Source organism: Stieleria sedimenti (genome assembly GCF_025060895.1).
Taxonomy (GTDB): Bacteria; Planctomycetota; Planctomycetia; order Pirellulales; family Pirellulaceae; genus Stieleria; species Stieleria sedimenti.
The window spans coordinates 36,522-51,708 of sequence record NZ_JANZKV010000020.1 but is presented as its reverse complement, the minus strand read 5'-3'; the positions used below and the strand labels follow the sequence as shown (position 1 = coordinate 51,708).

The following is a 15,187-nucleotide window of genomic DNA, read 5'->3' as shown; positions in this document are numbered from 1 at the left end:
TCTTCAGATGAGGGCCCGTAGGCTCGCGCCAAACGGCTGATATTCGTTTGACATCAGCCGGTTCGCGCCAGCGTCCGGGCCCCCTCATTCATGTTAACTTAGCGGTATTGGGCTTTAGCCTGCACATCAGCGATTGCGGCCGTGATTTTAGCGTCGCAGACTCGACCGCGAGCGGACTGTGACCCATCGGCGCGATGCCAGGAATTTTCATTGACGCGTTCTGCCCCCCCATTAACATGGAGGCCAAGTTCGCTCGCAGACACACCGAAAGCCCATGCAGACGTCGTCGCCAATCAAGCAAATCGCGTTGGTCGGCATGGCGTGTCGCCTGCCCGGAGCCGATGATCTGGACGGCTATTGGAGGGTGATTCGCGATGGCGTCGCGACCGCCCAACCGCTTCCGGAAGCTCGCTTCGACCGCTCACTGTACTTTGATCCGCGACGGGGAATCCCCAATCGCTCCTACTGCGACATCGGATGCCTGGTCAACCCGGACGTTCGGGGCAAGCATTACGACAATCTTCCCACGTCGGTTCATGCCTGTCCCGAGGTGCCCTACCGGACGTTGTGTGATGTGGCCGCCGAGGCCTTGGAGGACGCCGGAGTCGAGCTTTGTCCGTCCGAGCGGCGCTGCGGCGGCGTTTACCTGGGACACTCCCGAAGTAGCGGCTTGGCGGGCGATCTGGCTTATGGAACTTGCATCGCACAGTCGGCTCGGCTGATCGGCAACGTGGAATCGTTTCGCGAGCTGAACCTCGATCATGGGCGGGTGATTGACGAATTGGTCACGGAAGTGCGCCGAGACATGCCGCATCGAGACGAACAGGGGCGTCCCGCCTTGGGGCCACATGCGGCCTCCGCGATGTTGGCGGACACCTTTGCGATGGGCGGACCCTGCATGACGTTCAATTCCGCTTGTGCCTCGTCGCTGAGCGCCCTCCACCAAGCGGTGTTGGCATTGCAGCAAGGTCGCATCGAGATGGCGATGGTCGGCGGCGCGTCGGTCTGTCACTTCGAAACCCTGGTGATGTTCTCCCAGGCTCAGTCGCTGAGCAGCGTGATGTCGCGCCCGTTCGACGAAGATGCCGACGGTCTGGTCGTCGGCGAAGGCTACGCCGTCGTGATTCTCAAAACGCTTGAGCAAGCGGTCCGCGACGGCGACAGGATTCACGCTGTCATTCGTGGCATCGGGGTCTCCTCCGATGGTAAAGGAAAAAGCCTGTGGGCGCCGCGCAAGGAAGGCCAGATCGTCGCCATCCGCCGGGCCTATGGAGATGACCTACAGATCGGAAATCTGCAATACATCGAGGCGCACGCCACATCCACGCAGCTCGGTGATGCCACGGAAGTCACGGCGTTGGCCGAGGCGCTGAGACTTCCCACCGACCGTCGGATTCCGATCGGCAGCGTCAAAGCGAATATCGGTCACACGCTGGAGACCGCTGGTCTGGCGGGGCTGATCAAAGCCGTGCTCTGCATGCGTCACCAGACGATCGCCCCGGCGGTCAACGTCAGGCAGTTGAACAAGTCGATCGACTGGGGATCGCTGCCCTTTTACGTGCCGATGCAAGCCGAGCACTGGCCCGAGCCCTCCGACGGCATGCCGCGTCGCGCGGCCGTCAACGCGTTCGGTATCGGTGGCCTAAATGTCCACGTGGTACTCGAAGAGTTCGTCGGCGACGGAGCCCGGACGGCGATGCATGCCGGTGTGAACACAACGCAAGTGACCGACCGTCGGCAACCCATCGACTACGTCTACGGCGCCAGACCATCCTCCGGCGACGCCATCGCCGTTCTCGGAAGAGGCAGCGTGTTGCCAGGCGCGTTGAACGTCGACGCGTTTGCCAAGTTGTTGGTCAGTGGTGACGATCCCAAGGGGCCGATTCCGGAACATCGCCTCCATCCCGACATCTACCTCGATCCCTCCGGCCCGAGACATTGGCACTGCCTCAACAACCTGGCGGGGGTCGTGCGTGGATTTCAATACGATTGGCGCAAGCACAAGATTCCGCCCAAGCAGATCGCCAATGCCAATCCGCTGCAGTTCATGATCTTGGATGCGGTCGACCAGGCATTCAGTGAAGCCGGATTAGACCGTGACGTGACCGATCGCATCGGCGTGGTGGTCGGTTCGCCGTTCGGCGGCGAGTTCGCGACCCAGTTGCTGATGGGATTGCGATTGCCCGAATTCCAACGGCGCCTGACCCGTCTGCTCGGCCGGCTCGGGTGCGATCCCCGGCAGTGTGAAGCGATCAGCCGGCAGTATGCCGAATCGCTGATCCAGGCGATGCCGGCGCTGCTGGACGAAACCGGCAGCTTTACCAGCAGCAGTCTGGCGTCGCGAATCACCAAATCGTTCGACCTGATGGGCGGTGGCGTCGCCGTCGACGCCGGTAATTGTTCGTCAGCGGCGGCACTGATGTGCTGCGTCGATCAACTCGCCACAGGTGCCTGCGACATGATGGTCTGCGTCGGCGGCCAGGAAGACCTCAGTGCAACCTTTTTGGAGCGGCTGGGGTTGACCGGCCTGCTCGCGAAGGGGACGCCCAAGTCGCCGCTGGACGCCGCGGCCGGAGGGGTGGTGCCGGCGGAGGGCTGTGGGGCGCTGCTGTTGATGCGGCTAGCCGACGCGAAACGACAAAAACGCGTGATTTTGGGTGTCATTCAGGGGGTGGGGGCCGCGACCGCGGACAGCCAGTCCGACGCGTCCGAATGCGCGGTCGACGACGCGCTGCGGCGAACAACGCGCCAAGACCAACCGCTCGCAGCAGGCGACGTCACACGGATCGAAACCACTTCGGTTGCCTGCCAACGGCGAACCGCAGAGGAATTGGATGGGATCTACCACGCCTACGCCGAGCTCGCCCGGCAACGTCCCATTTCCCTCGATTGTCTGATGACACAAACTGGTCACCTCGGAGCCGCCTCGGCGATCGTCGCGCTGATCAAGTCGACTCTGGAACTTCAACAACTGAAAACGACGGCCACGTTCGGACTGACTCGTGCGTTGCCGTTGATCGAATCCACCCCGTTGTTCGATGTCGCAACCCAGCCCCGTCCGCTGGAAGCGGCCGATCGCAGCGGCCGCCTCGTCACCGCCGTTCACAACGCCGAACGTCGAACCGCCTATCACATCCTTCTCCAGCGAGATGCGAAAGTGCATGCTCCCAGCAAACCCCAGACCCCGGCGACCGCCGACGCCTCGTACGACTCCCGCGTGGTCGACGGTATCACCATCGTCGACGCGACGCGACGCCGAAAGGAATTGATGCGTGGCAAGGCGATGCGTCAGTCCGTCGCCGCGCCGGAATCGCCGTCGCATGCTTCCGTGGCCGTCAGCAACCCTCGCCAGAGCGTCGTCGCACCGCCGATCACTCCAGCGCCGATCACTCCAGCGCCGGCTCGCGGCAACGAGGTTGAAACTGTGACGACAGAGACTGCCGCAACCGAGACTGCGCCGGCCGGTCTGTCCCACGAAGCACTGAAAGAGTTCTTGACGCGTTTTGTCGTCGAACAAACCGGCTATCCGCCAGAGTTCATCGAGATGGACGCGGACTTGGAAGCGGATCTGGGAATCGATTCGATCAAGAAAGCTCAGATGTTCGGCGAACTGGGCGAACATTTTTCGATCACCCCCGACGAATCCCTCACGCTGGACGACTTCCCCACGCTGCAGCATCTCTTCGACTACCTCGCCGCGTCGGATGGATCATCGACACCTCCCGTCGAATCGAATCGCGACTCCGTAACCACAGCGGTCGCCCCACCCGATCCAATCGCGAGCACGAAAACCACTGCGAACCGCGGGACCTCATCAAACGATCCGTCGCATGGCGCGAGCCTGCGGGCAGCCGATCCGCCGCCCCCTCCAGGCAGTCGATCAACACCCGACCGCCCCGAAAATGCGTCGTCCGTTGCAACGGACGAGCAACAGGACCGACCACTGGATCTGATCCCCGACGCCAAACGGATCAGCCGCACCAAGGATCTGTTGGACTTGGCGGGGCTGTCGATGCCGTATTTCGCCGAACACGAATGCGTCACCCAAGACACCACGCGAGTCGACGGCAAACCCGTCGTCACGTTCTGCAGTTCCAACTACTTGGGCATGTCCGGAGACCCCATCGTCTCGGCCGCCGCCAAAGACGCGATCGATCGCTACGGCACCAGTGTTTCGGCAAGCCGTCTGATCGCGGGCAAACCGTTGCACCGCGAACTGGAAGACGAATTGGCGACGTTCTTGGGCGTCGAAGCGACTCTCGTTTTTTCGTCGGGCTATGCGGCGAACGAATCGATCATCGGGCATCTGTTCGGCCCCGGCGATTTGATCATTCACGACTCGCTCGCCCACAATTGCATCATCCAGGGTGCCGAACTGTCGGGGGCACAACGGCTGAGTTTTCCGCACAACGACAGCGGGGCGTTGGACCGTCAATTGCATCAAATACGGCACAAATATCGGCGCACGTTGATCGCGATCGAGGGCGCCTACAGCATGGACGGCGATCATCCGGACTTGCCGAAGTTTCTGGACATCAAGCGACGACACGACGCGTTTCTGTTGGTCGATGACGCCCACGCCATCGGCACGATGGGCACAACGGGTCGCGGCAGCCCCGAGTTCTTCGATCGTGATCCGAACGAGATCGACTTGTGGGTCGGAACGCTCAGCAAGGCGCTCGGCAGCGGCGGAGGATTCGTCGCCGGCAGTCGCGAGCTGGTCGAGTACCTCAAGTACAGCACGCCCGGATTTATCTACACGGTCGCTCTCTCACCGGGCAGCGCCGGAGCCGCCTTGGCGGCGCTGCGTCTGTTACGGCAACAACCCCAGCGGGTCGCCAAACTGCAACGCAACGCCCGGCTGTTGCTCGAACTGGCCAGGCAGCGTGGATTGGACACCGGTCCGGCGGGCGACACACCGGTCGTTCCGATCATGGTCGGAAATTCGCACACCGCGCTGCTGCTCTCACGTCGCCTGCTCAGCCGCGGCATCGATATCCAACCGATCGTCTATCCGGCGGTGGAAAACGACGCGGCGCGGTTGCGTTTCATGATCACCGCACGGCACAGCGAAGAACAGATTCGCACGACGATTGATGCCCTGGCCCAAGACTTGCAAGCCGTCCAATCCGAAAGCGTTCCGATCGCCCAATGGCAATCGTTGTTGGCGGGCAAGAGCCCGATGCCGGATCCGATCGCGGAGGAACCTCCGGCCGGGCAGACGACCGTGGCGGCGACCGTGGCGGCGACCGTGGCGGCGACCGCTGCAGCGACCGCACCGGCATTGTCCGCGCCATCACAAGCTGTACCCTCCACGTCGATCGGGCAACACGATTGGACGAAGACTGACTTGCAGGATTACTTGGTCAATTTCATCGTCGAGCAAACCGGATACCCGCCGGAGTTCGTCGAGATGGACGCCGACATGGAAGCGGACTTGGGGATCGATTCCATCAAGAAAGCGCAATTGTTCGGCGAACTCGGACAGCACTTTGAGATCACGCCGGACGAGAACCTGACGCTGGACGATTTCCCAACCTTGCAGGAAGTCTTCGATTACATCGGTGACCAAATAGGAATCGGCGCATGATCAGCCGTTGCAACGCATTCTGGAAACCGGTGAGCATGCGGCTGTATCAACGCGATTCCGCACCGGCTTGGCCGTCGGCGCTGCCGTCGTGGCTTTCGCCGCCCGAGCTCGAGGAACTGAACGGCTTTCGCGCGACGAATCGGCGGCTTGACTGGATCAGGGGACGGTGGTGCATGAAACAACTTCTGTGCCTGATGTTTTCCGAAACGACCGACTCACTTCTCCAGTGGCAGATTTACTCACGCATGTCAAAGCGTCGAGGGTGCCGCCCCACCGTCTTTCGAAACGGGGTTCAACAACCGATTGATCTGTCGCTCGCCCACTGTGCATCGATCACCGTTGCCGTCGCAGGTCAGCGTCGCCTGTCTGTGGATCGACGCGATGCCCCTCGGATTGGCGTCGATGCGGTCGATCGGACTGAACTGCCCGGCAGCTTTGCATCCACCTGGTTCTCATCAGCCGAACGCCGCCTGTTGCAAGACCATCGCTGGCCGATCGCCGCGGGATGGGCTGCGAAAGAGGCGGTGTTTAAAGCGTGCAACGAAGGCGAATCATTTCGGCCGGGGCGTCTGCGGATGATCGAATTCACAGCCGACGGCTGCACCGTTGACTACAAGTCTCGATGCCTGGCAGACGTGCGAATCGACGTGCTTGATGACGCGATCATCGCAGTTGCACGAGCATCCGTGTCACTCATTTCAAAGTTTCAAGTTTCGCATCCCGCATCATGATTGATCTCAACGAAAAAGTCGCATTGGTCACCGGAAGCTCGCGTGGGATCGGTCGCTCGGTGGCGATCAAGTTGGCCGAGGCGGGCTGTGACGTGGTCGTCAATTACGTCACGTCACAGAACGAGGCGTTGGCGACCGCCAAAGCGGTTCAATCGCTGGGCCGCCGATGCTGGATCGTTCGCGCCGACGTCAGCGAAGAAGACGATGTTCAATCGATGCTTGAATTCATCGAGCAAGAAATCGGACAACTGGACATTCTGGTCAGCAACGCGGCGACCGGCGGATTCCGCCACTTGCTGGACTCCAACCCAAAACACTTTGCCGCGGCAATGAACACCAACGTGCTCGCGCTGATCCATCTGGTCAAAGCCGCGGCACCGCTGTTGGAGAAAGCGCAGGACCGCGGCAAGGTGATCGCGATCTCCAGCCACGGATCGCACATGGCGCTTCCCATGTACGGATTGATCGGAGGATCGAAGGCGGCGTTGGAAAGCATCACGCGACACTTGGCGTTGGAACTGGGGGATCGTCGCATCAACGTCAACGTGGTCAAATCGGGACTGGTCGAAACGGATTCGACGCGTCGCATCCCGGGGGCGGAACAGATGTTTGCCGCCCGAACGGCCAAGACCATGATGGGAAAGCGACAGCTGGAGCCGGCCGACGTCGCCAACGCCGTCGTGTTTTTGTCCAGCCCGATCAGCGATTTGATTCAAGCGACAACCATCACCGTTGACGGGGGAGCCGCCGCACACGTGTAATCGCACACGCATCGCTGCGTGTCAGTCGCTGCGTGTCAGTCGCTGCGTGTCAGTCGCTGCGTGTCACTCGCCGCGTGCCAGCCGCTGCGGAGCCGAACCATGAACGTGAACCACCATCAAGACTTTGACACGCCGCTTGCCGTGATCGGCATGGCCTGTCGTTTGCCCGGCGCGGACGGCTTGGATGAATACTGGTCGCTGATGATCGAAGGCCGCAGCGCGATCGCAGAACTGCCTCCCGAGCGGTTGGATCAACGACGTTACTACGACCCCGAAATCGGACGCTTCGGCAAGACCTACTCCAAAATCGGCGGGATCGTCGGCAACCGCACGACGCCGATCGAACCGTTTCGTCTTTCGGACCACGACATCGACAACGCGGACCATTCGCATTTGGATTTGTGTCAGGTCGCCGGTCAGGCGATTCGCGACGCCGGCCTCGATCCGCACGCCACCAAGTCTCAGCGAGGCGGCGTGTTCGTCGGCCATCAACGCGGTTCCAACGTGATCGGCGAATTGACACTTGGCGTGATGGCCAACCAGGCGATGGATTGTCTTCGGCAAACCGATTATGTTTCACGAATGTCCGCCCACGACCAAGCCGCCTTGGTCGAGGAGATGGCCGCGCGGGTGCGGCGGGATCTGCCCGAGCGACGTCCCGGAGGCGGACCGTTTTTGGAAAGCTCCGAAGCGTCGCGGCTGATCTCCAAAGCGTTCGGGTTGGACGGCCCCTGTCTGTCGATCAACGCGGCGTGCAGTTCTTCGCTGGTCGCGTTGGCCGCCGGCGCCCATGCGCTACAAATGGGTGACATCGACTTGGCCGTGATCGGCGGGCTGTCCTATTGCAAGCTGGACGCGTTGATCCTGTTTTCGCAAGCACAGACCGTCAGCGGCACCGGTTCACGCCCATTCGATGCCGACGCGGACGGACTGGTCGCCGCGGAAGGCTACGTCGTCGCGGTGGTCAAAACGCTCGAACGTGCCTTGGCCGACAGGGATCCGATTCGCGCGGTGATCCGTGGAATCGGTGTTTCCTCCGACGGCAAAGGCAAAAGCCTGTGGGCGCCGCGACGTGAAGGTCAAATCGCCGCCGTCCGTCGCGCCTATTCGGCCGACGTGGCCCCGAGCTCGGTTCAGTATGTCGAAGCCCACGCGACGTCGACCCCGGTCGGCGATTCGACCGAGATCAACAGCTTGGCCGAAGCGTTCAACGAATCATTCGGAAATGAACAGGATCACAAGATCCCGATCGGCAGCGTGAAAGCCAACATCGGCCATACGTTGGAGGCCGCCGGGCTGGCGGGACTGATCAAAACCGTTCTGGCGATGCAGCACCGGATGATTCCGCCGGTGATCAATTTGCGTCAGCCCAACCCGAAGGTGGATTGGGCGACTGCGCCGTTTCAATTACCGACGACCGCGATCCCCTGGCCGGATCCGCCGCCGGGCAGACCCCGGCGGGCAGGCGTCAACGCGTTCGGCATTGGCGGATTGAACGTCCACGTCGTGCTGGAAGAACACTCGACCGCGATGCCAAGGCGTTTTCGCTCGCCCAGCAAACTGTCCACGGAGGACCGGTCGATCGCCGTGGTCGGCGCCGCGCTGCTGACGCCCGGGGCGCGAACGATCACGGAGTTTTGGGATCTGCTGTCGACGGGTCAGGATCCCAAGGTGCCCATCCCGGATGATCGCTGGGATGTCCGTCTGGATCACGGAGACGAAGGGCAATCTTGGGTCGGCGGGTTCATCCAGGATTACCAATACGATTGGCGACGGCATCGCATTCCGCCGAAACAGGTCGCCAACGCCGACCCGCTTCAGTTCATGATCCTGGACACGGTCGCCCGAGCGCTCGAAGACTCCGGATACGAGTCAAAGCTGGACCACGCGCACACCGCGGTCATCGTCGGAAATCTCGTCGGCGGCGAGGCCAGCTCTCAGCTGCTGGTCGGGCTACGGTTGCCGGTGCTGCGAGAGGTCATCGAAACGGTGCTGAGAGACAAAGGCGTTCCGCCGACGCAGATCGCCGAAACATCTCGGGCGTTTGCCGAGGTGTTGCTCGAACGGATGCCGGCCTTGTTGGACGAAACCGGTGGATTCAGCAACAGTTCGTTGGCCTCGCGGATCACCAAGACCTATGACCTGATGGGCGGTGCGTTTGCCCTCGACAGCAGCGACAACTCGTCCATCATGGCGGTCAACGCGGCCCGAGGGTTCCTGTTGCGGGGCGGGTGCAGCATGGTGATCGCTGCCGGAGCTCAGCGTGACCTCGGCCCCCATGCGTTCGAATGTCTCCGCTTGTCATCGCGTTTGAGCCCGCGTGGTCGTGTCCGGTCGCTCGATCAAAACTCAGACGGCATGGCCCCGGCCGAAGGCGTTGCGGTCGTGTTGCTGAAGAAATTGAGTGACGCGAAAGCCGACGGCGACGAAATCCTGTCGGTGATCCGCGAGATCGGTGTCGCGCGTCACGACGATCAACAAACCGCACAGCGACTGGCCATCGGTCGCGCCCTTTCGGGAGCGGAGGTCACCGCCGAACAGGTCTCCGCCGTCGAACTTTCCGCCAGCGGTGTCGCCGACGAAGACCGTGACGAATTTCACGCGATCGCTCAAGCGTACGCCGTGCAGCGTGAGCGACCGCTCCACCTGCGATCGCTGGCCGGACAACTCGGTCACACCGGCAGCGCAGCGGGAATGATCGGGCTGGTCAAGTCGTCGTTGTCGTTGAAGCACCTCCAATCACCGGTCGGTCTGCCTGCCGATCAGCCGATCGACGCCTTGTCCAACCAAGCGTGGTGTGAGCTCCCTGCTGTAAACCAAGCCTTGCCGTTGGTCGATCCCTCCGGCCGTGTCTTCTCCACCCTCAATTCCTACGCCAGGGGCATGGCGTGTCACGTCGTGATCGAGCGGGGGCAGCCCGTCCCGAGCACGACGTCTCCATCCGGTCGCGACAACACGATTCGCATTGTGTCCAAGCCCGATCACCGCTATCGAAGCTGGGTCGGTGAAGCCGACTCCCTGTCCGGTCTGATCGACGGCGCGAAACAGATTGCCGCGGGCGGGTCAGTCGATTCGGTCGCCGCACGCCACCGCACTGTCGCCCACGGCACGCTCCGGCACGGACTGGCGATCGTCTATCGATCCGATGAAGAACTTCGCAAGCGTGCGGGGCTGTTTGTAGCCCGCCACTGCGACCCCAAACGCGCGGCCCTGTTTGAAAGCCAGGGCATCTTCTGTGTCGAACGAACGCGGCGACCGATGGTGGCGTTCTTGTTTCCAGGTCAAGGATCGCAGTACCCGTCCATGCTGGCGGATCTGGTCCAGGGACATCCCGTTGCCGCCGCGGCCGCCGCTCGCATCGATGCGATCTTGCAATCCTTGGACTTCCCGAGCTATCGAGACCTGGTCGTCGATCAAGCGGATCGCCTCGGCACTGACGTTTGGCGCACACAACTTTCATTGCTGGTCGCCGACTCGATCCTGATGGAAGTCGTCGATGCGATGGATATCAGGCCTGATCGAATCTCGGCGCACAGTTATGGAGAGTTCCCGGCATTGGTGGCAGCCGGCGCCTGGGATTTCCGAAACGCGGCGCTGGCAACGTTTCATCGATGTCGGTTGATCACCGAGTCCACGCAAATCGACGGCGCGATGCTAGCGGTCGACTTGGATCGCAGTGAGACGCAACAACACTGCAACGCCTATCCGGGTGAAGCCTTTGTCGCCAACTGCAACAGCGACCGACAAACTGTCATCGCCGGCCGTCGTGGCGTGATCGAGAAATTAAAACGCCGGATGCTCGAAGCCGGGGTCCACGCCAAGATTCTCGGCGTGCCGCGCCCCTATCACACACCGTTGATGGCGCCGATTCAACCGGCGTTTCGACAGAGCCTCGACCAAGTGGCAATCGCCCCGCCGCGGACTCCGTTGCTGAGCAGTGTCGACAACTGTTACGTCGCCGAACCAGACGCGATCCGCGAAAACCTGGTCCGGCAGTTGGTGCAGCCGGTGCTGTACACCGATCAGATCCGGCGACTGGCCGGTGAAGGCGTGAACGTGCTGGTAGAAATCGGCCCCAGCCCGGTTCTGACACGGCTGCACGAGCAGATCGTCGGCCAGATCGGCGGCGAAGAATTGCTGTGGATTGCGACGGACCACAAGAAACGGCACTACCAAGAGACCCTGACCCGGCTGGATGCCGCGCTGCGTGCCGCCGGTGTTCCGGTCGGGCAACCGGATGGGCCCGTAGGCTGGCACCGAACGGCTGATGCTGAAACGACATCAGCCGGTTCGCGGCAGCGTCCGGGCACTGGGGGTGGCGTGCAGACCACGGCGTCGAATTCCGAAGCGGGGCTTCAGCTCTTGTTCTTGGAGGGTTCGCCTCACGCGATGGGTGCCGCACACGGTCGAGCCATGGCGGTGGCGATACGCCGCATTCTCGATCGCTACAAAGAGATCGCAACGGGTAAGTTTGGCAGAACACTGCCGGATCTTTCGCTCGCCAAATCGATGTTGGACAAGCTGGTCGACGAATCCGCGTCGGAGGAAATGCGTGGGATGGCCGATGCCGCGGGCGTCCCCGTCGACGCGCTGCTGGAACACAACCTTTACGCCTATCCGGAGATCGGCGCCGGTTGCACGCAAATCCTCGCCGGCCGACCATCGCCCACCTCTCGATCGAGCGGACAACCACGCGAGACACAGTGGCTGCGCGAGACACAGTGGCTGCGCGAGACACAGTGGCTGCATGGAGCCAATGAAGACATGCCGCTGGGGCTGTTTCTTCGGGACACGATGCAGCGCTGCGTCCAAGTCCGGCGACCGACCGATGGGTTGCCGCACTTGCTGTTCTCCGCCGCAGGTCACGTTTTAGGGATCAACGGCGTCAATGCGGCCGGAGTCGTCGTCACCGGTTCGATGTTGTTGGACCGGCCCCGCCGCACCGCAACCCTTGACGGACTGCTTCACTCGATCGTCATCCGGCGCGTGCTGGAAACCGCCGAATCGGTCGACGACGCCGTCGACATGCTGCGCCGCGAACGCACCACCGGCGGATGGGGGATGTGCATTTCAGACTCGTGCGGGAGCGATCCGGCCTACGTCGAATACGATTGCGGAACGTTCCGATCCGAGCGACTCAATGACCACCGGCTGGTCAGCAACCATGCCCAACTGCTACGCCCCCTGATCGACAAACCCAAGCACTCGCTGTTGCGCCAACAACGGCTCGAATCACTGTGGCGGCAGAAAGGCGACGAGGTTCCGTCGACCGCAATGCTGCAGCGATGGTTGAGAGATCAGTACGACGAAGGCCGTGGCCGGGAAGTCCGCTTTGCAACCATGAACACCATCCGGCGAGTCGACAACCAGGTCAGCGTTCTGTTTGATGTCCGTTCCGCACGGGTCTGGGCGACGCCGGGCAATCACGCGACCGGGGCGGACGCGAATCAATTTTTCGAACTCGATTTGAAGCAACTGATCGGATTGCAGCCGGACGGGCGACAACCTCGACGTGCTGCCGCGAGGCCGAATGCCAGAAAGAAACCAGAATCGACAACCGACCGAGTGATCTCCTGGCAAGCATTTTCGCAACGCTCCGCCGGTGTCGACGGTCGATCACCGTTCGATGATGAGGGCAAGGTCTGCAATCGATTCGCATTGCGGTGCATCGAGGTTCCGCCCGCTCCCCGGGCAGAGGCGGCGACGGCGCTCCACGGCGGCGTCGTGTTGCTCGGTGACAACGCCGCTGCCGACACACTTGCCCAAACGCTGCAAGGCTCGGGCGTGCGTTGTCTGCAACTGCGCCGCCCGGACGATGTGGCCGCCGCGGTGTCCGAACTGGAATCCTTTTGCCAGAGCGGTGTGCCGACGAACCTGTTCTTGTTGACGGCATGGGATGAAAACGCCGCTGAGGGTGTTTCAAACGAGCGTTGGCAACAACGCCGACAGAGCGGCATGTTGGTTCCGTACCAGATCTGCCAGCGTTGGCTGAAGCTGCTGGGCGACAACGAACTCGTCGGCGAGGGAACGATCGTCGGCGGTGTCCGCCTGGGCGGACTGTTGGGATTTGACGACCGGGTGACCTCGCCCGAAGGCGGATTCGCGACAGGGCTGATCAAAGGTCTGTTGATCGAAATGGGTTTCGCCGCGCGGACTTCGTTTCGAGCCCGCGTCGTCGATTTTGATGCCGATGCCGATCCGGGTTTTGTCGCGACTCGATTGATCGACGAATCCGCCGCGGCAGCCGGACGGACGGCAGAGATCGCTTATCGCGGCGGCACACGTCACGCCGTCGCACCCGTGATTCTGCCCGTCAACCAACTGCCCACCCTCAGCCCGGATTTCGGCCGGGTCTGGGTGATCACCGGCGGAGCCCGAGGTGTCACCGCCAAGATCGCCAAAGCCGTCGGTCAGCAATTCGGCGTCAAGCTGCATCTGATCGGTTCGAGTCCGTTACCGGAAATCGACGACGGTTGGCGAAACTTGAACCCCGACCAGCGAAAGCAATTACGTGCGGAAGTCGTTCGCAAGGCGCTCGAAGCGGGGCAGGTGCCCATCGATGCCTGGTCGCGCGTGGAAAAAGCCTTGGAGATCGACGGAAACCTGCGGGACTTCGACGAGTCAGGACTGGACGTTACCTACCACGCCTGTGACGTCAGCGACCATCGAGCGCTAGCAACTTTGCTAGACCAGATCCGTCGAGCGGACGGTTCAATCGACGGCATCGTGCACGGTGCGGGCTATGAAAAGGCGACCCGCTTTACCAAAAAGAAGCTCTCCTCGGTCCAGCGGACCATCGCCTCGAAAGTCGACGGCGCGATCTCGCTGATGGAATTGACACGACAAGACGACCTAAAATTCTTTGCCGCGTTTGCATCCATCTCGGGTCGCTTCGGTGGCGTCGGCCAAACCGATTACTGCTCGGCCAACGAACTGCTGTGCAAACTGGTCAGCTGGTTCCGCCAGACGCGTCCCGAGGTGCATGCGGTCGCCTTTGATTGGCCCTCGTGGGATGAAGTCGGCATGGCCGTGCGTCCGGAATCTCGACTCGCCAAGACAATCGTCGACGCCAAGTACATGCCCGTCGAGGAAGGCGTCGGACACTTCATCGACGAATTGCGACGCGGCTGTCCCGAAGCGGAGGTCTTGATCACGGACTGGGACCGCTACAAGCGATACTACACCGACCATTACGTCGCTTCCTTCAGCCCCTACCCGATGATCGACCGCATCGAATGTGGGGATGATCAAAACGGCGGCGGTATCACGACCTCGCACGTGGTCGACCCAGTCAATGACAACTTTCTAAGCCAGCACCTGTTGCGTGGCCGACCGATCTTGCCCTTCGTCGCCGCCGCGGAAGCTTGTGCCGAAGCGGCGAGTCTGCTGACCGGTGGCCGAGCGGTGACAACGATCGAAAACTTTCGCATTGCCGAAGCGATGAGGTTCTTCACCGACCAGCCTCAGGAAATTCGTGTCCGCGCCGAGCGAACCGGTGACCGAGTCCGCTGTTCATTGCTCAGCGATTTCAAAAACCGCAAAGGACAGGTGCTCCGCAAAGATCGTGTACACGCCGACTGCATCATCCGATCGGACCGGCCCGATGATCGCACCGCCGAAACGGTTGACTTTCCCGATGCCCCGTACATTCCGGTCCATTACTTAGAACACAAATTGTCGGTGTATCACGGTCCGATCTATCGCCAGCTGGAACACTTTTATTATTCCCGACAGGAGTCGTGGGCGAAGATCAGAATCGCCGACCCGGCGGAATTCTTTTCGGTTGGTCGCGGCGATCGTATCATGCTGCCCTGTGTGCTGATTGACACCTGCGTGTTTTCGGCGGGAGTCCATGAATGGACGATTGATCGAACAGCGATCGCGCTGCCGCATTCGATTCATCGATTGCGGATGTTCGCGCCACCCGTGGTCGGTGAGCAGGTCACGGCCCGGATCGTCCCGCTCGAATCGACCGACAAACACGCGACCTTCAACATCGACGTCTGGGACCAACACAAGCAGCCGGTGCTGCAGATCGAAAACTATCGCGCGAACGTGCTTGTTGCGACGATCCCACTCGATCGCGCACAATCAGCCGATTGACA

At 61.7% G+C, this 15,187-nt stretch carries 4 protein-coding genes; all 4 read left to right on the top strand.

From position 1 onward, the window contains the following. Positions 1-274: 274 nt before the first annotated feature. Complete coding sequence (locus NZK35_RS03420) at positions 275-5,590, top strand: aminotransferase class I/II-fold pyridoxal phosphate-dependent enzyme (protein ID WP_259631201.1); 5,316 nt, start codon at positions 275-277, stop codon at positions 5,588-5,590. After that, positions 5,587-6,321: a 4'-phosphopantetheinyl transferase family protein gene (locus NZK35_RS03415; RefSeq protein ID WP_259631200.1), complete on the top strand. Its 735-nt coding sequence runs from the start codon at positions 5,587-5,589 to the stop codon at positions 6,319-6,321. The genes NZK35_RS03420 and NZK35_RS03415 overlap by 4 nt, the downstream gene beginning before the upstream one ends. After that, complete coding sequence (locus NZK35_RS03410; RefSeq protein WP_259631199.1) at positions 6,318-7,082, top strand: SDR family oxidoreductase; 765 nt, start codon at positions 6,318-6,320, stop codon at positions 7,080-7,082. Before NZK35_RS03415 ends, NZK35_RS03410 begins: the two co-directional genes overlap by 4 nt. 99 nt (positions 7,083-7,181) lie before the next feature. Further along, complete coding sequence (locus NZK35_RS03405; protein ID WP_259631198.1) at positions 7,182-15,185, top strand: type I polyketide synthase; 8,004 nt, start codon at positions 7,182-7,184, stop codon at positions 15,183-15,185. Positions 15,186-15,187 lie beyond the last annotated feature (2 nt).